11 protein-coding genes and 3 rRNA genes are annotated in these 18,038 nt (G+C 56.8%); 13 read left to right on the top strand and 1 reads right to left on the bottom strand.

Features of this window, described 5'->3' with window-relative positions; genetic code table 11:
- The first annotated feature begins 406 nt into the window (after positions 1–406).
- From ACUIAF_RS06260 to ptsP, 13 genes are all read left to right on the top strand, one after another.
- A complete protein-coding gene (locus ACUIAF_RS06260; protein ID WP_445338215.1) occupies positions 407–3,484 on the top strand; it encodes a glycoside hydrolase family 3 N-terminal domain-containing protein in 3,078 nt (1,025 codons plus the stop codon).
- 221 nt (positions 3,485–3,705) lie between these two features.
- The gene (locus ACUIAF_RS06255; protein ID WP_445338213.1) at positions 3,706–4,602 is read left to right on the top strand and encodes an alpha/beta fold hydrolase; all 897 of its coding nucleotides are present in this window, start codon (positions 3,706–3,708) and stop codon (positions 4,600–4,602) included.
- Positions 4,603–5,130: 528 nt separating this feature from the next.
- Positions 5,131–6,655, top strand: a 16S ribosomal RNA gene (locus ACUIAF_RS06250).
- A gap of 404 nt (positions 6,656–7,059) precedes the next feature.
- Positions 7,060–10,131 (top strand): 23S ribosomal RNA (locus ACUIAF_RS06245).
- Positions 10,132–10,301: 170 nt separating this feature from the next.
- Positions 10,302–10,418 (top strand): 5S ribosomal RNA (rrf, locus tag ACUIAF_RS06240).
- Together the 16S, 23S and 5S rRNA genes form the textbook arrangement of a ribosomal RNA operon.
- Positions 10,419–10,911: 493 nt before the next feature.
- The gene (locus ACUIAF_RS06235; protein ID WP_445338211.1) at positions 10,912–12,414 is read left to right on the top strand and encodes a BglG family transcription antiterminator; all 1,503 of its coding nucleotides are present in this window, start codon (positions 10,912–10,914) and stop codon (positions 12,412–12,414) included.
- Positions 12,411–12,884, top strand: coding sequence for a PTS sugar transporter subunit IIA (locus ACUIAF_RS06230; RefSeq protein WP_198204149.1), 474 nt, complete (start codon positions 12,411–12,413; stop codon positions 12,882–12,884). Before ACUIAF_RS06235 ends, ACUIAF_RS06230 begins: the two co-directional genes overlap by 4 nt.
- Positions 12,884–13,348 carry a PTS sugar transporter subunit IIA gene (locus ACUIAF_RS06225; protein ID WP_015021065.1) on the top strand — a complete coding sequence of 155 codons (465 nt, stop codon included), beginning with the start codon at positions 12,884–12,886 and terminating at the stop codon, positions 13,346–13,348. The genes ACUIAF_RS06230 and ACUIAF_RS06225 overlap by 1 nt, the downstream gene beginning before the upstream one ends.
- Before the next feature lie 39 nt (positions 13,349–13,387).
- Entirely contained in the window at positions 13,388–13,699 is a 312-nt protein-coding gene (locus tag ACUIAF_RS06220; protein ID WP_445338209.1) for a PTS fructose transporter subunit IIB, read from the top strand.
- Between the two features lie 37 nt (positions 13,700–13,736).
- Positions 13,737–14,855 carry a PTS fructose transporter subunit IIC gene (locus ACUIAF_RS06215; RefSeq protein WP_445338207.1) on the top strand — a complete coding sequence of 373 codons (1,119 nt, stop codon included), beginning with the start codon at positions 13,737–13,739 and terminating at the stop codon, positions 14,853–14,855.
- 26 nt (positions 14,856–14,881) lie between these two features.
- On the top strand, positions 14,882–15,631 hold the full coding sequence (alsE, locus tag ACUIAF_RS06210) for a D-allulose 6-phosphate 3-epimerase (protein WP_445338206.1): 750 nt from the start codon (positions 14,882–14,884) through the stop codon (positions 15,629–15,631).
- A gap of 10 nt (positions 15,632–15,641) precedes the next feature.
- The gene (locus ACUIAF_RS06205; RefSeq protein ID WP_015021069.1) at positions 15,642–15,902 is read left to right on the top strand and encodes an HPr family phosphocarrier protein; all 261 of its coding nucleotides are present in this window, start codon (positions 15,642–15,644) and stop codon (positions 15,900–15,902) included.
- The gene (gene ptsP, locus ACUIAF_RS06200) at positions 15,899–17,512 is read left to right on the top strand and encodes a phosphoenolpyruvate--protein phosphotransferase (RefSeq protein WP_445338205.1); all 1,614 of its coding nucleotides are present in this window, start codon (positions 15,899–15,901) and stop codon (positions 17,510–17,512) included. Before ACUIAF_RS06205 ends, ptsP begins: the two co-directional genes overlap by 4 nt.
- 82 nt (positions 17,513–17,594) lie before the next feature.
- Here the strand turns inward: ptsP and ACUIAF_RS06195 are convergent, their stop codons facing one another.
- Positions 17,595–17,978, bottom strand: a complete 384-nt coding sequence (locus ACUIAF_RS06195; RefSeq protein ID WP_445338204.1) for a nuclear transport factor 2 family protein — start codon at positions 17,976–17,978, stop codon at positions 17,595–17,597.
- Positions 17,979–18,038 lie beyond the last annotated feature (60 nt).

The raw sequence follows: 18,038 nt of genomic DNA, 5'->3' as shown, positions 1-18,038 counted from the left end.
ACAACTTCCGCCGGTACGCTGCAATTTCAATCTTGCTCTGTTTGGATATGAATATCGTCAGACGTATTCCGGTTGCGGCAACGATGATTTCACATCAATTGTTTTGCCACATTTCGCTGTTCATTATTCAGCGAAAACTCGTGGCGCCAAGGAAGAACTCCATAAATTGTCATTTTCCTGGCATAAATGGTTGTAAGGCTGAGCGGCAATCATGAATATTCGCTGCGCTTGTTGTGGCGTAGATAGGGGAATTCCGACAGTTTAAGTGGGAGAAAGAACAATTCAGTCATTTTGTGAACCATCGGATTCTGTAGTTTTTTATCATTAATTTGAATTGACGATCGGAATACCCGGTTTTCGGAGGTGATGCAGGGATTACCACGTCAATGCCAGAGAAAGGAATTCAATGAAGAAGGCAAAAATAGTGAGGATAATCAAAACGATTGTCTCCATTATATTCGCTGTGGCACTCATTGTCGGTTTGATGCTTGCAAACCCCCAGCTAAAAACCAACAAGATTCTGTCAAACATTATGAACTACAACAGGCAGAGTATCGATAATTCCCAAATCAAGGATAAAAATCTCGACCTGAATTATTACAAAGCCGATTACAATGTCGATACTATCAAAGCTGCCGAAAACAGGCTGGCTTCGAATATCGCTGAACAAGGTACAGTTCTGCTGAAAAATCAGGACGATGCCCTACCCCTCAAGTCAGGTGCCCATTTGAGCCTTTTCAGCGCCAATAGCGTGAAGGCAGACGGTGCCAGCATGCTGACTAAGTCTAAGGGTGTTACTGCCAAAGAAGTACTTGAGCAGGAAGGGTTCAAGGTCAATGACAAACTTTGGCAGTTCTATAGCAAGGATGCTGGCAAGAAATACGGCTTGGCCGCAGGATCCGTTAACTTTGGCGATGGCGAAGACTTCCGCATCAATGAGGCTTCTATCGATGTCCTCAAGCGGGAGCCGGGATTGCTGGATTCTGTTAAGGGCACAGTGCCGGTCTATCTACTAAGCCGTGTAGCCGGCGAAGGCCGTGATATGCCTCGCTCGATGTATAACCATGCAAGTTCGGACCAAGACAAGCGCAGGACTTACCTAGAGCCAGACTCCAACGAGCTTTCTGTTTTAAACTATCTGAACCAGAATTTTGACAATGTTGTCCTAGTCGTCAAATCCAATGCGGCGTTAGACCTAGGCTGGTTGGATCAGTTCCCTCACATCAGATCGGTAGTCTACTCAGAGAACATCACCCGCCAACTGGCAGGCGTTCTTTCTGGCCGACTGAATCCATCAGGCAGAACGGTCGACACTTTCGCACGGCATGCGCTCGACTCCCCTGCTGCGCACAATTTCGGAGATTACCAGTATTACAACAAGCAGGGCAAGCCTACGAAGTACAACTATCTGACCTATGCGGAAGGCATTTACGTTGGCTATCGCTACTATGAAACACGCTATGAGGACAAGGTCCTCGGTCAAGGGAATGCAGGTGACTTCGACCATGCCCGCGAAGTCATCTATCCCTTTGGTTACGGTCTGAGCTACACCACCTTTGACTGGCGAGACTTTCACATCAACCAGGAGGGTGATCGGTTCGTGGCTTCTCTGGTGGTCGAGAATACCGGTAATCGTCCAGGACGTGACGTGGTTGAACTTTATGCACAGAGTCCCTATACCGAATATGACAAAGCCAACGGCGTGGAAAAGTCTGCAGTCGACCTTGTCGGATATGCAAAGACCCCGCAGCTGCAGCCTGGAGCCCATACAAGCGTGAAGATCACTTTCGACCGAAGCCAACTTAAAGCCTATGATGCTAAAACGGCGAAGACTTTTATATTTGACGCAGGCGAATACCGCTTCACTGCGGCCCATGATGCTCATGATGCAGTTAACAACATCCTGGCCCAGAAAGGCCGCACCATTAATAATGGCATGACAGCTCCCGGCAATCCTTCGCTAGTTGCCTCGTATACTCCGACCAACGCTCAGGTGGATGTCACGACCTTCTCCAAAGATGCCAAGACGGGTAAAAAAATCACGAATCTATTCGATTTTGCCCGGGCTGACACCACTTATCTGAGCCGTGCCGATTGGACAGGAACTTTCCCCAAGCATGATGGCGTTCCGTCCGACCAGATCAGCACTTGGGGCGGTGAGATTAACGGTGAGAAAGACGGTCATCCCAAGGCTTACACGTGGAAGAAGACCGCTGATGATAGTTTGATCGCCAAGCTAGATGGTCATGACTCAGGCACACCAGTTGCACGACGGTCCATACACACCCGTCCGGTTTTCGGCAAGGACAACAAGCGCAGTCTGATTGAGATGCGCGGCCTTCCATATGAGAGCAAGGAGTGGGATGCCTTGCTTGATCAGATGACCGAGGATGACTACTGGAAAGTCACTATTGACGCTGGCTACGGTTTGGACTTCATCAAGTCAGTCGGAAAGCCTTATACCATGGATGCTGACGCCGCCAACGGCTTATTCTATGGCGGGACCGGCAAGACCTTCCCCAATGTAATGATGCTGGCCCAGTCCTTCAATCATGATTTGGCTGAGCAGTTCGGCAAAATGATCGGCAACGAGGCCCTGCTGGGTGGTGCCAGTGGATGGTACGCCCCATCAATGGACATCCACCGTACACCTTTCAGCGGCCGTAACGGCGAGTACTATTCAGAGGATCCATTCCTGTCAGGTAGTACCGCTTCAGCGGAAGTTAGCGGAGCCGCATCCAAGGGCGTCTACACCTATATCAAGCACTTTGCGCTCAATGATCAGGAGGATCATCGCGGGGATCGACCGGGCAACTTCAGCGTGGCCACTTGGGCCAACGAGCAGTCCATCCGGCAGATTTACCTGTCGCCCTTCGAGGCCTGTATCAAGGCACCGGAACTTCCCATGAAGTACGTGAAAAAGCTGCCCGATGGTTCATATAAACAGGCTATTGCCAAAGTTCCCGCAGCTATGGGGGTCATGAGTTCCTTTAACCGCATCGGAGCAACCTGGACCGGTGGATCCTACCAGTTGATGACGAAGCTCCTGAGGCAAGAGTGGGGCTTCAACGGATTGGTTATCACGGACAATGCCAACACCGGTGTGTTTATGAGTCCCTATCAGATGATTGAGGCTGGTGCGGATGCAAAGCTACTGAATGTGGATAAGGATCCGACTGGTGAGAAGTTGGACTTCAAGGATCCTGCCACCTACCAGTACGCGCGCCAGGCAGCTCACCACATGCTCTATGCCGTGGCCAACTCCAAAGCCATGAATGGGGCTATGCCAGGTAGCCGATTCCGCTACTTCAACGTCATGAACGTGGTTCGGTACAGCCTTAATGTAGCTGTCGCTGTCATCATCCTGCTGTTGGCTTGGTTCACTTTCCGCAGGCATAGCAAAACAGTGATCGTCCGCAAAGAGGCCAAACGGGCCGCCAGGAGACTGAAGCGCCAGGCAAAGAAGTCAGACAAAGCCATCTGACCGGGGGTACGGCTGGGCATTCAGAGTCTCGGCGCTAACGCCTAGCCGTCTCCCTAAATAGCCGTATTGCGCGGAGTGTCATCGTCGCTCTGTTCCTCGGTTATCTGCCCTCGCATCGAATTTCATGCGCTGTGCGTGACAAGCGGCCATGGCGTCGGTAGGCTATGAGCAGTGGGGATGGGAATAATCAGATGTCATCCCGTTCAGAAGGGTCATCAAAGGTGTCCACACATTCTCGGCTCTACGCCGTGCATATCAACGGTGCCCGCATGGTCTTCTCCATGAACCCAGCATCGCCGGAGGCCCCCATAGTGCTCTATCTGCATGGGGGTCCAGGCGATGCCTGCATTCCCCTGACCATGCGTTACAATTCGGCCTTGGAGCGCGATTTCCGCTTCATCAACCTGGACCAGCGGGGCAGTGGGCTGTCCTACCATCCCTTTGCCCCTGACGAGGTGGTGACCATCAATTCGATGGTCGAAGATGTTCACCAGTTCGTGCTGAAGCTGCTTCGAGCCTACGGACAGGATTCCGTGATTCTCATCGGTCATTCCTGGGGCAGCGTCCTGGGGCTGGAGATGGCGAAGCGCTATCCCTCGCTTGTCAGCTGCTACATCGGCCTTGGGCAGGTTGTCAGCATGCGCGCCGCTCTTCGGCTAAGACGGCATTGGGGGCAACAGAATTTGGGTCACCGGCTCGGTTCGGTCGTCAGCAGGGAGAGCGGGGCTGCCGACTTGGTGCTGATGATCGATGAGTTGCTGTCTCGTGGCGGGGTCGCCATGTTGTTCAGATCCTTGGAACGGATTATGACTTACCTGCGCTCGCCCTATTACAACTGGTTGCGTCTGCTCAACCAAGCCAAGGGGGTGGCTCAATCCCGCGCTCGCTTGGATGGTGAGCTGGAGCAGGTTGATTTCAGCGGGCTGACTTCTTTCGGGGCCCCTGTATATTTCATCAGCGGCAAGTATGACCGTCATCTGCCAGGCATTCTGGTTGAGCGGTTTGCAGATGGGCTGAAGAGCCCACATCGGTTCATTCGCTTTGACCGGTCCGGGCATTGCCCGCAATGGGATGAGCCAGAACGATTTGCTGCGACGGTTAAAGCCATCTGCCTGTAGCGCTTTATATGATAAGCAAGGGCTACCTTGCCGCTTGCGCTCATTCGCATGGTGGAAATACGTGCTGCAAGCGACGAAATCTACTAATATGAGTCATTGAAGATATTGGTTTGAGCCTCGCTGAAGAGTGCACGGGGCTCCTGGATAGGCGAAGGTCGATGAAGCGGGGATTATGTCGATGAAAATCGACACGCCGTAGAATCCCCGGAATCGTTGGATTCCTTCGATATTTTTCTATGCCAATTTGCGGGACAACCCAACTTCGTGTAAGTTTACTTCTTGCTGCCCGGCAGTGATGAGAACTCTTCGGAGGGCTTGGAGCTGTTGGTGTGGTGGTGGTTTGAGAACTCAAGAGCGTGTTTGTGCTACTTATAGCTTTTTGATTGCCAGTCCGATGCCCGCCCGGCTGTTGTCGGGTACGTGGGAGCGTTGTGAGGGGTGTCGGGGTTTTTCGTGGGTTGGTTTCCTCCTTATGGAAGCCGGCCCGTCAATTATTGATGTGGGCTGTTTCGGCCTTCTTCATGGTTTTTTGTGGAGGGTTTGATTCTGGCTCAGGATGAACGCTGGCGGCGTGCTTAACACATGCAAGTCGAACGGGATCCGCCAAGCTTGCTTGGTGGTGAGAGTGGCGAACGGGTGAGTAATGCGTGACCAACCTGCCCCATGCTTCGGAATAGCTCCTGGAAACGGGTGGTAATGCCGGATGCTCCGCACCGTCGCATGATGGTGTGGGAAAGGGTTTACCGGCATGGGATGGGGTCGCGTCCTATCAGCTTGTTGGCGGGGTGATGGCCTGCCAAGGCTTCGACGGGTAGCCGGCCTGAGAGGGCGACCGGCCACATTGGGACTGAGATACGGCCCAGACTCCTACGGGAGGCAGCAGTGGGGAATATTGCACAATGGGCGAAAGCCTGATGCAGCGACGCCGCGTGCGGGATGACGGCCTTCGGGTTGTAAACCGCTTTTGATTGGGAGCAAGCGAGAGTGAGTGTACCTTTCGAATAAGCACCGGCTAACTACGTGCCAGCAGCCGCGGTAATACGTAGGGTGCAAGCGTTATCCGGATTTATTGGGCGTAAAGGGCTCGTAGGCGGTTCGTCGCGTCTGGTGTGAAAGTCCATCGCTTAACGGTGGATCGGCGCCGGGTACGGGCGGACTGGAGTGCGGTAGGGGAGACTGGAATTCCCGGTGTAACGGTGGAATGTGTAGATATCGGGAAGAACACCGATGGCGAAGGCAGGTCTCTGGGCCGTCACTGACGCTGAGGAGCGAAAGCGTGGGGAGCGAACAGGATTAGATACCCTGGTAGTCCACGCCGTAAACGGTGGATGCTGGATGTGGGGCCCGTTCCACGGGTTCCGTGTCGGAGCTAACGCGTTAAGCATCCCGCCTGGGGAGTACGGCCGCAAGGCTAAAACTCAAAGAAATTGACGGGGGCCCGCACAAGCGGCGGAGCATGCGGATTAATTCGATGCAACGCGAAGAACCTTACCTGGGCTTGACATGTGCCGGACGGCCGCGGAGACGCGGCTTCCCTTCGGGGCCGGTTCACAGGTGGTGCATGGTCGTCGTCAGCTCGTGTCGTGAGATGTTGGGTCAAGTCCCGCAACGAGCGCAACCCTCGCCTCGTGTTGCCAGCACGTTATGGTGGGAACTCACGGGGGACCGCCGGGGTTAACCCGGAGGAAGGTGGGGATGACGTCAGATCATCATGCCCCTTACGTCCAGGGCTTCACGCATGCTACAATGGCCGGTACAACGGGATGCGACATGGTGACATGGAGCGGATCCCTGAAAACCGGTCTCAGTTCGGATCGGAGCCTGCAACCCGGCTCCGTGAAGGCGGAGTCGCTAGTAATCGCGGATCAGCAACGCCGCGGTGAATGCGTTCCCGGGCCTTGTACACACCGCCCGTCAAGTCATGAAAGTGGGCAGCACCCGAAGCCGGTGGCCCAACCCGCAAGGGGGGGAGCCGTCTAAGGTGAGGTCCGCGATTGGGACTAAGTCGTAACAAGGTAGCCGTACCGGAAGGTGCGGCTGGATCACCTCCTTTCTACGGAGATTCTGGAAATCCCCCGCGTGTGATGCGTGGGGGTCGTGCCTGCGGGTCCGGCCGGTCGGCCGGATGGTGTGGGCGTGCTGGCGTGGAACGGTCTTGAGGCTGTGGCATGGATGCGCTGTTGGGTTCCCGGGCCGCCACCCTTGTGGGTGGTGTTCCCGTCGCCCGTCGGGTTCCTCATGGGGTGTTGCCCCGTGGCGGGTCCCGGCGGCGCGCTGGTGGCTTGAGAACTGGATAGTGGACGCGAGCGGATGGCCGGCTGTGAGGCCGGTTGTCTGCTGTATTGTTTCGTCCGGGCCCATGTGAGTGGGTTCGGGTCGATCGTTTTGTGATCGTTTAGTGTGATGATTTGTCGTCTGGCAGTTCGCAGTTGTTGTTGTCGTGGCATGGCCTGTGGTCGTGTTGTCGGCAAGGGCGCATGGTGGATGCCTTGGCAGACAGGACCGATGAAGGACGCGTGGGGCCGCGATAGGCCTCGGGGAGCCGCCGACAGGGCTTTGATCCGAGGGTGTCCGAATGGGGAAACCCGCCGGCCGTGATGGGCCGGCACCGCATTCGTGCGGGGGGTACGCAGGGAAGTGAAACATCTCAGTACCTGCAGGAAAGGATATTCCGTGAGTAGTGGCGAGCGAAAGCGGATGATGGCCAAACCGGTGCCGTGTGATACCCGTCGGGGGTTGCGGCATGGGTGTTGTGGGACTTGGCGTCCGGGCTCCGACGGGCCCGGCGGCAGTGATAAAGCGGCGTGTGAGGCGAACGGGATTGAATTCCCGGCCGTAGAGGGTGATGGCCCCGTAGCCGAAGGCGCGCCGCCTGCCGGTCCTTGTTCCCAAGTAGCGCGGGACTCGTGGAATCCCGTGTGAATCCGCCCCGACCGTGGGGTAAGCCTGAATATTCCTGTCTGACCGATAGCGTACGAGTACCGTGAGGGAAAGGTGAAAAGCACCCCGGGAGGGGAGTGAAAGAGTTTCTGAAACCGTGTGCCTACAATCCGTCGGAGCCCTTCGGGGTGACGGCGTGCCTATCGAAAAATGAGTCTGCGAGTCAGTGGTGCGTGGCGAGGCTAACCCGTGTGGGGCAGCCGTAGCGAAAGCGAGTCCGATAAGGGCGTTTCCAGTCGCGTGTCCTGGACCCGAAGCGGGATGATCTAGCCCTGGGCAGGTTGAAGCGCGGGTAAGACCGCGTGGAGGACCGAACGGACCTGGGTTGAAAACCGGGCCGATGACCTGGGGCTAGGGGTGAAAGGCCAATCAAATTCCGTGATAGCTGGTTCTCTCCGAAATGCATTTCGGTGCAGCGTCGCGTGAGTGCCTCCATGGGGTAGAGCTACTGGATGCTTGAGGGCCCGTATCGGGTACCGACAGCAGCCAAACTCCGAATACGTGTGAGGTGTATCGCGGCAGTGAGTCGGCGGGGGATAAGCTCCGTCGTCGAGAGGGAGACAGCCCAGATCGTCGTCTAAGGTCCCCAAGCGCGTGCTAAGTGGGAAAGGATGTGGAGTCGCATAGACAGCCAGGAGGTTGGCTCAGAAGCAGCCATCCTTGAAAGAGTGCGTAACAGCTCACTGGTCTAGTGGTTCCGCGCCGATAATGTAGCGGGGCTCAAGCACGCCACCGAAGACGCGGCAGCGCAGTTCGCTGTGCTGGGTAGGAGAGCGTTCCGCGTGGGGCGAAGCGGCGGCGTGAGCCGGCCGTGGACCGCGTGGAAGTGAGAATGCAGACATGAGTAGCGAGAGGCGGGTGAGAATCCCGTCCGCTGGATGACCAAGGGTTCCGGGGCCACGTTCGTCGTCCCCGGGTGAGTCGGGTCCTAAGGCGAGGCCGACAGGCGTAGTCGAATGGATGAAGGAGTCGATATTCTCCTACCGGCGTCAAGCCGTCCAATCCAAGACGTGGAAGCATGCCCTTACCTGTGTCGGGTGGCGGTCTTCGGACCGTCCGATGGCATGGGACCGGCGTGTGGATGCGTGGCGGGTAGCGCGGGAGTGACACGGAACGGGAGCCGGGCCGCGGTGGTGGTTATCCGTGGTCAAGCATGCGGCGCGTCGGGCAGGCAAATCCGCCCGGCATGAGCGCGAGGTGTGATGATGGGGGGTCTTGTGCCCCGAATCCGGTGTGCCGTTCCGTCGAGAAAAGCTTCGGCGTGAGGAGTGGCGCCGCCCGTACCCCAAACCGACACTGGTGGTCAGGTAGAGTATACCAAAGCGATCGAGCGAATCCTGGTCAAGGAACTCGGCAAATCACTCCCGTGCCTTCGGTATAAGGGAGGCCCCGGCCGGTGAGGCGCCTTTGCGCGCGGAGCCGGTGGGGGCGGCACAGACCAGGGGGTAGCGACTGTTTACCAAAAACACAGGTGCATGCGAAGACGTAAGTCGCTGTATATGCACTGACGCCTGCCCGGTGCCGGAAGGTTAAGAGGATCCGTCATCCCTCTTCGGAGGGGGCAGCGGTGAATTCAAGCCCCGGTAAACGGCGGTGGTAACTATAACCATCCTAAGGTAGCGAAATTCCTTGTCGGGTAAGTTCCGACCTGCACGAATGGCGTAACGACTTCCCCACTGTCTCGACCAGGAGCTCGGCGAAATTGCAGTACGAGTAAAGATGCTCGTTAAGCGCAGAAGGACGAAAAGACCCCGGGACCTTTACTATACCTTGGTATTGGCGTTAGGTGCGGACTGTGTAGCATAGGCGGGAGGCTTCGAAGCGGGTGCGCCAGCATCCGTGGAGCCGGAATGTGAAATACCGCTCTGTCCTCATCTGGCCTCTAACCTCGGCCGGTCATCCCGGCCAGGGACAGTGCCTGGCGGGTAGTTTAACTGGGGCGGTTGCCTCCCAAAGAGTAACGGAGGCGCCCAAGGGTTCCCTCAGCCCGGTTGGCAATCGGGTGTCGAGTGCAATCGCACAAGGGAGCTTGACTGCGAGACCGACGGGTCGAGCAGGGACGAAAGTCGGAGATAGTGATCCGGTGCCGGCGTACGGACGCGGCATCGCTCAACGGATAAAAGGTACCCCGGGGATAACAGGCTGATCATCCCCAAGAGTCCATATCGACGGGATGGTTTGGCACCTCGATGTCGGCTCGTCGCATCCTGGGGCTGGAGCAGGTCCCAAGGGTTCGGCCGTTCGCCGATTAAAGCGGCACGCGAGCTGGGTTCAGAACGTCGTGAGACAGTTTGGTCTCTATCCTCTGCGCTCGTTGGAATCTTGAGGAGCCCTGCCCATAGTACGAGAGGACCTGGGTGGACGAACCTCTGGTATGCCGGTTGTCGCGCCAGCGGCACGGCCGGTTGGCTACGTTCGGATGGGATAACCGCTGAAAGCATCTAAGCGGGAAGCCCCCTCCAAGATAAGGATTCCATGAAGCCTCCGGGCTTCTGAAGACCCCATGCAGAACACATGGTCGATAGACCGGACGTGGACACCCCGCAAGGGGCGGAGCCGACCGGCACTAATGGTCGAGGACAACACAACACCCGCCCCCGGGAGGGGCGGCGGCATCAACCCCTGCTGCGAAGCCTGCCTGCGGCAATGAACACGAACGGCCACAGGCGATCGAACACACGGAACACGCGTCCACCATCCGGTCCCCAAGCCGCCAGGAGACCCCATCCCCCCACACGGGGTTGGAAGAACCGAAGATTCGCGGCGGTCATGGCCTGGGGGAGACGCCCGGTCCCATTCCGAACCCGGAAGCTAAGACCCAGCACGGCAATGGTACTGCACCCGGAAGAGTGTGGGAGAGTAGCACACCGCCGCCACAACACGAAAAAGTAAAGGCCTCTGATGACACCGATCACCAGAGGCCTTTACTGTATTCCCTCGTCCTATACCCAGCAAAACACCACTGTCTGTACGCCGCCACCATACCTGGAAGAGCACTACGCCATGGCCGAGTGCTTCACAGACCAACACGCCAATAAGCGCGTACCACGCCATAAAGGTTCGTATGCAACAGAAGCAGCTATCAAATACGACTTCACTCCTATGATGCACTTTGAAACATGTCCCGTGGCAGACATTTTGTGGAACCATTATTTAGTTGCGGATACCATCGAATCCTTATGTATACAACATGGTGCTGATACTTGTCGACGACGACGTATTTCAGCAACTTCTCCGCCTTTTTTGGTTTTGCAGGCTTCCCTGATGTTCAGCACATAGTCCGCAGACAAAGGACAAGGCTGAATATCACACACCGCCCTATGCCGAAAGCGGCCACATTACCCTAAACGTAAAGGAGGTCCAAGGGCAATGGAGACCGGGTTCAAGAAGTCGTTAATCGGCTATCTGCTCAACAGGCGTGATTACGTGCGCGGCTCCGAGTTATCCCATGCGCTCAAGGTCTCGACTAAAACCATCACCAGAGCTGTCCAACAGATCAACGAGCAATACCGGCCCGTGACCATCATCGAATCCAAGAGAGGGCGCGGGTATCGCCTTAAGAACCCCGAGACGCTGTCATTCGGTGATTCAGGATTTGTGATCGGCCAGGCCAATGTCGATGTCAGCCGTCTGACGTCCATAGAGCGGCGGGATGAGATTGTCAAGCGACTCTTGTTCACGGCGCCGCAACGGTACAGGGTGACCGAGCTCTGGGGCAAATACTTTATCGGTGACTCTGCCGTAGCGACCGATCTTCGTTCCCTGAGACTGATGCTTGGCCGCTTCCAGCTTTTCATCGAACATGTCAGCGGGTTCGTTTGGATCGATGGTGAGGAGGCCGATATCCGTCGGGCGATCGGCAGTCTGTTCGTCAATGAAGGCCAGCCTGGCAACAGACGGTTCATGCAGTCCGACCAGGACATCGAGCAGCGTGATGCGGCCTTTGTCGATAAACAGCTGGATCTGATCGAGGAACTGCTTCACACCGAGATTCCCTATCCTTATAGGGTCAACATCTTCACCCATCTGTATATCCTCATCGAGCGATTTCGCAGTGTTGGGGCTCTCATGGAGGACCGAGCCGGGGAACAGCAGGCCGCCATTGCCGATGATGGTTCCAAGGTCATGAACGTCTGCCGAGCTGTCATTGCCAACGTGGACATGTATCTGGATGCACAGCTGCCCGATGCCGAAGTTTACGATCTTTACCAATATCTGGCTTCCTCAAGGATCGAGGATGATCTTTCGGCTGCCAACGACATGCCTGATCCAGTTCGGCGGGCCACGCGCTATCTGATCGACCGGGTCGCTCTGAACCCTCGTTACGCGCAGATCGATCAGTCCGAGTTGTTCGCCAGGCTTTCCAAGCATATGAAGCCCTTGCTTAACAGGTTGAAGAACGGCATCAGAGTCAACAACAACCTTCTTGAGCAGATCAAGCTGGAGTATCCGAACCTGTTCCGTACAGTGAAGGAAGCCACACGCCAGTTGGAGGAGCACGAGCATCTCCCGGTCATCGACGACGAGGAAATCGGTTTCATCACTGTTTATTTCGCTCAGGCTGTGGAAAATCTCAGCAGGCCCTTGAACATCCTGCTGGTTTGCACCACTGGGCTGGGCACGGCTCAATTGCTGAAATCCAAAATCGAGCGGCGGTTCTCCGATATGAACGTCATAGGGACAGTGGCTGCCAGAGATGTAGAGAAGGCCTTGAAGCGGTATCCGATGACTGATCTCGTGGTCTCTACAGTTACCCTGTCTGAAGCGCTGAAGCGGCCGACGCTGGTCGTCAGCGCCATGCTGACCATCGAAGATCAGGAGCGGCTGGAGCGGATGGCCGACCATATCCATTACGGGGAGGTCGGACGATGAAGATCCTGATTGAGCAGGAGCCTTCTGGCGGTTTCGGAATCCGAAACTCTGCATCAACGGCATCCTCAGGCCAGGAGTCGATGCATGCCCTATTCGTCTGCATATGCAGACATTTGCAGTCCAAGGGCATCATCAGGTCCGTCGATCTCCTAGCAAAGGAACTGCTTGCCCGTGAGGTCTCGGGCAGCACAGTCATTGCAGACCATCTGGCCAATCCGCACGCGCAGGGACCTTTCGTCGATGAATGCGTGCTCTTCTACTTGGGGCTTTCCCGACCCGTTCCAAAGTGGGACGGATTGCATGAAGTATCCCGACTTTTGCTCACCCTCATCCCGCAGAATCCCTCGATGGAGGACTTGCAGTATTTGCGTGACCTCTACCGGCGAATGGGTGGTGAGAGGGTTCTGGACCTGTTAGGAACAGGTTCGATCACGGATGTTCGACAGATATTGACGACAGAAGGGAAATGATGGTGGACGCAGCATCACTTGGCGAGGCAATCGACAAGAGGACCGTGGTGACGGGACTTAAAGCGAAGACCAAGGACGAGGTCTTCGACGAGCTGACCCACAGGCTTCATGATGCCGGCTACATCGATTCGCCAGAGGCCTTCATGAAGGCCCTGTACGAGCGTGAAGGCCAGGGCGCGACAGGCATAGGCGAGCATGTGGCCATCCCTCATGGTCGCAGTGACACTGTTCGCAGGAACGGCGTCGCCATTGCAGTGCTGGATCATGAAATTCCCTGGGAATCCTTGGACGACACCGGAGCAAAAGTTGTGGTGCTGTTTGCCGTAGGTGCTGATGACGAGGGCTCAAAGCGACACCTGCAGCTGCTTTCGGAGTTTGCCAGGAAACTGGCCAAGGCCGATGTGGTACACGACCTCCTCCAGGCCCAGAACACCGACCAGGTCGTGTCAGCTTTGACCAGATGATTTGTCACTTAATCGAATAACAGCAAAGGAGAATTAATCATGAAGATCGTTGGAGTCACAGCCTGCACCATCGGCATCGCGCATACCTATCTGGCCCAGCAGAAGCTGGAGGATGCAGCCAAGGCGGCCGGCGACGATATCAAAATCGAAACCCAGGGCACCATCGGCATCGAGAATGCCCTGACCGCAGACGACATCAAACAGGCGGATGTGGTCATTCTGGCCATTGACATCAAAATAGCTGACGAAGAGCGGTTCCAGGGCAAGAAGACCGTCAAGGTCTCGACTGAGACGGCGATCAAGTCGCCCAACAAGCTGATTGCCAAACTGCACGAAATCGTCGGTAAGTAGAAACCATGCAACCAACCATGTGGACAAGGAAGTCATCATGAAAGAATTTTGGAAGAAAGCCAATTTCAAGGGCCATCTGCTGACGGCCATCTCCTATATGATCCCCATCGTCTGTGGTGCGGGCTTCATTATCGCCATCGGCATGGCCTTCGGAGGCAAGGCCCAGGACGCCTTGGTCATGGGGAAGTTCGACTTCTTCCAGGCCCTGGCTACCCTGGGCGGCAAGGCACTGGGACTTCTCCCGGTCATCATTGCCACAGGCATCGCCTTCTCGATTGCGGGCAAGCCAGGGATTGCGCCCGGCTTCGTGACCGGTCTGGCGGCCGTAGCCATCAGCGCTGGCTTCATCGGCGGCATCATCGGCGGCTATATTGGCGGCTGGCTGGCTTACGCTGTACTGCGCTACGTCAAAGTACCCAGCTGGGCCAAGGGACTTATGCCCACATTGATCGTGCCTTTCCTGGCCTCCTTGGCCAGCGGACTGATCATGGTCTACATCATCGGCACCCCTGTGGCTTGGTTTACCACCTGGCTGACCAACCTGCTGACAAGCATGAACGGGGCCTCCAACCTCATTTTCGGCGCCGTTCTGGGCACGCTGAGCATCGTCGACTTCGGTGGCCCCATCAACAAGACCGCCTTTGCCTTTGCACTGACGCTGCAGGCCCAGGGCATCAACGGTCCTGTCACTGCCTTGCAGCTGACCAACACGGCCACCCCCATCGGCTTCGGCTTCGCCTATCTGGTCGCCAAGCTTCTGCGCAAGCGGATTTACACCCATGAGGAGGTGGAGACCCTCAAGTCGGCTGTGCCCATGGGTGTTGTGAACATCGTCGAGGGATCCATCCCCATTGTCATGAACGATCTGGTGAGGGGAATCGTCGCCGCTGGTCTGGGCGGCATGTGCGAAGGCGCCATCCTGATGAGCCTATCCAACGGTAAGGGCGCCACCGTGCCTTTCGGCGGCTTCCTGATGCTTCCCACCATGGGTGCCAAGTGGTGGGTTGGACTGCTGGCCATCGCTGCCAACGTCCTGGTGACCGGCATCGTCTATGCGTTGATCAAGAAGTCGATTCCTGAAGACGCCGCCGAGCCTGCTGCAGCAGCGGCCGAAGACGAAGAGGACCTCGACCTGGACGACATCCAGGTCATCTGAACTAACAGAAAGACACACATTTCACAATGACAGTAACAAGCACACCAACATTGACCAAGCGCCCGCGGCAAATTCAGCTGGCCCCCTCGCTGATGACCATGGATCTGGACCAGTTCAAGGAGCAGATCAGCTTTCTGAACGAGAGAGTCAACCTCTACCACATCGATATCATGGACGGCCACTTCGTACCCAACATCACCCTGTCGCCCTGGTTTATCGAGCAGGCGCGCAAGATCTCGGATCTGCCCATGTCGGCCCACCTGATGGTGACTGACGCACCTTTCTGGGTTCAGCAGCTGATTGATATCAAGTGCGAGATGATCTGCATGCCAGCGGAGGTGTCCAACGGCGTGGCGTTCCGATTGATCGACCAGATTCATGATGCGGGTCTTAAAGCGGGCATGGTGCTCAACCCGGAGACCCCGGTCGACACCATTCTTCCTTACATCGATTTGTTGGACAAGGTGACCATCATGACCATCGATCCGGGCTTCGCCGGTCAGCGTTTCCTGTCGGTCTGCCTGGACAAGATCGTCCAATTGCGCAAACTGCGCGACGAGCACGGCTATGGCTATCAGATTGAGATGGACGGATCCACCAACCTGGCCCACTGGAAGCTGATATCCGATGCCGATCCCGATATCTATGTGATCGGCCGTTCCGGGCTATTCGGACTTACCGACAGGATCGAGGATTCCTGGGACCAGATGGTCCACGAGTATGAACAGTCCACAGGATACCGGTTCGACAATGGCCGTTACGTCAGCGAAGACTGAGGAGGTAGATATGGCAAGTGAATTCACCGTAACCATTTCCGATCCTGAGGGCATGCATGCAAGACCCGCAGGCAGGTTGGTCGAACAGGCGCAGAAGTACCAGTCCGCCATCACTCTCGATGACAAGGGCAACAAGGCGGATGCCAAACGCATCTTCGCGGTCATGGGCCTGGGGGCCAAGCAGGGCGATACGCTCACTGTGAGCGTGGATGGCCCGGACCAGGACAAGGCCGTCGAGGAGCTCCAAAGCTTCTTCAAGGAGAACCTATGAGGGAGCTGAGAGGCACCGGCGTCTCGGCAGGCATCGCCATAGGGCCCGTCAAGGTCCTGGAGGAGGCCAGGCAGGTGGTGCGGCGCACCGTCGATGATCCCCACGCCGAGATTGAACGATTCCACCAGGCCCAGCAGGTCTCCATGGATCAGCTGGCCAGGATCCGGGAGGATACCGCTGCCAAACTCGGCGAGGACAAGGCCGAGTTATTCGACACCCACCGGCTCATGCTCAAAGATCCGGACTATGTGGAAGGGGTCGAGGGGCTGATCCAATCGGACAAGGTCAATGCCGAATATGCGGTGGATGCCACTGCTCAGAGGTTTGCCACCATGTTCGCCGGTATGGACTCCTCCTATATGCAGGCACGGGCCGCCGACGTGCAGGACATTTCCCGGCGTCTGATCGACAACCTGGGCTCGGGTGCGCAGGGAAGCGGGGATGGCCGACCAACCATCGTCATGGCCTCCGACCTGGCCCCCAGCCAGACGGCTCAGATGGATCCTTCGCAAGTGCTGGGCTTCGCCACCAGCCAGGGATCGGCTAATTCCCATACGGCCATACTGGCCAGGACCATGGGGTTGCCTGCGGTCATCGGTCTCGGCCAGGATCCCAGACCAGAGGACCAGGGCCTGACGGCCATTGTGGATGGTAGTCAGGGTCTGGTGTTGGTCGACCCGGATCAAAAGACCCTTGAAGCCTATAAAGTCCGTCAACGGGAGTTCCAGCAGCACATGCAGCAGCTTCAGGAGCTCAAGGGCAAGCCCACCAGAACCAAGGAAGGCCAGGAGGTCCATCTCTATGCCAATATCGGCAGGCCTTCGGATCTGGATGCGGTTGAAGCCAACGATGCCGAGGGGATCGGACTCTTCCGCAGCGAGTTCCTCTACTTGGAGAGTGAGGACTTCCCCACGGAGGAATCACAGTTCCAGGCCTACAAGGAGGTCGCCCAGAGAATGGGCGACAAGCCCGTCATCATCCGGACTTTGGATATCGGGGCTGACAAGCAGGTCGGCTACTTCGGTCTGGAGCATGAGGCCAATCCTGCTTTGGGGTATCGGGCCATCCGTATCTGCCTGACCCGGCCGGAGATCTTCAAGGTGCAACTCAGGGCCATCTTGCGGGCATCAGCCTTCGGGAACGTCTCCATCATGCTGCCCATGATCACATCCACCAAAGAGGTCGACCAGGCCAGAGCCATAATCGACCAGGTCAAGGAAGAGCTGCGCGGTAGGGACGAAGACTTCAAGGAGGACATCCAGGTGGGCATCATGGTCGAGACCCCGGCCTCGGTCATCATGGCACCGGAGTTGGCCCGGAAGGTGGATTTCTTCTCCATCGGGACCAATGACCTCACCCAGTACACCCTGGCCTGTGACCGGCAGAACCCCAACCTGGGACAGTTTGCCGACCCGCATTCGCCTGCCGTCCTGCGCATGATCCGCATGGCCGTGGATGCCGCTCACCAGGCTGGCATCTGGTGCGGGATCTGCGGCGAGCTGGGTGCCGACAGGGATCTTACGGCGACCTTCCTGGATTACGGCCTGGACGAGCTTTCGGTCTCGCCGGCGAGCGTTCTGCCGGTCAGAGAGGCCATTCGCGCTCGCTGAAACCTTCTGGTTCTCTTGCCTACGAACCATATGGTTCGTAGGCAAGAGAACCAGCCTGGTCGGTCGAGGGACGGGGTAAGGGTCAGAAGAGACCGTTGCCGTTGCGGGACTGAACGTCTTCCACATTGTGCTCGATGATGTCCCAGTGCTCAGCCAGCTGGCCGTCCTGCAGCCGGTAGATGTCGCAAACCTTGTTGACATGGCCGTTCTTCAGCGTGCACTTGAAGAAGACGTAGACCATGTCGTCCTCCCCGTTCAGTCTGATGATGCCGATTTGCGGGCCCAGGGCCAGGAAGCCCTTGATGAATTCCAGGAAGCCCGCCTTCCCGTCGGCGCAGGTGGGGTTGTGCTGGATGTAGTCGTCCCGCATGAACCTGTCGAGGTTGCTGGTATCTCTCCGGCTGAAGACCTGGTCGTAGAACTCCTGCACCAGGGACTTGTTGGCTGTCGTCTCGCTCTCGCTCATCATGAACCTCCGCTTCTGCCTGTACATAGGCTGTCGAGTTTCTTCATGATAGGTGTCTTC

The sequence above is a fragment of the Bifidobacterium sp. ESL0822 genome (genome assembly GCF_052606675.1).
The sequence above is the reverse complement of the archived record's forward strand: the minus strand, read 5'-3'. Positions and strand labels throughout refer to the sequence as shown.

Bases quoted from the DNA above. Each gene is read 5' to 3' on its own strand.
- ACUIAF_RS06260 (WP_445338215.1), top strand. From the start codon at position 407: ATGAAGAAGGCAAAAATAGTGAGGATAATCAAAACGATTGTCTCCATT.
- ACUIAF_RS06235 (WP_445338211.1), top strand. From the start codon at position 10,912: ATGGAGACCGGGTTCAAGAAGTCGTTAATCGGCTATCTGCTCAACAGG.
- ACUIAF_RS06230 (WP_198204149.1), top strand. From the start codon at position 12,411: ATGAAGATCCTGATTGAGCAGGAGCCTTCTGGCGGTTTCGGAATCCGA.
- ACUIAF_RS06225 (WP_015021065.1), top strand. From the start codon at position 12,884: ATGGTGGACGCAGCATCACTTGGCGAGGCAATCGACAAGAGGACCGTG.
- ACUIAF_RS06220 (WP_445338209.1), top strand. From the start codon at position 13,388: ATGAAGATCGTTGGAGTCACAGCCTGCACCATCGGCATCGCGCATACC.
- ACUIAF_RS06215 (WP_445338207.1), top strand. From the start codon at position 13,737: ATGAAAGAATTTTGGAAGAAAGCCAATTTCAAGGGCCATCTGCTGACG.
- alsE (WP_445338206.1), top strand. From the start codon at position 14,882: ATGACAGTAACAAGCACACCAACATTGACCAAGCGCCCGCGGCAAATT.
- ACUIAF_RS06205 (WP_015021069.1), top strand. From the start codon at position 15,642: ATGGCAAGTGAATTCACCGTAACCATTTCCGATCCTGAGGGCATGCAT.
- ptsP (WP_445338205.1), top strand. From the start codon at position 15,899: ATGAGGGAGCTGAGAGGCACCGGCGTCTCGGCAGGCATCGCCATAGGG.
- ACUIAF_RS06195 (WP_445338204.1), bottom strand. From the start codon at position 17,978: ATGAGCGAGAGCGAGACGACAGCCAACAAGTCCCTGGTGCAGGAGTTC.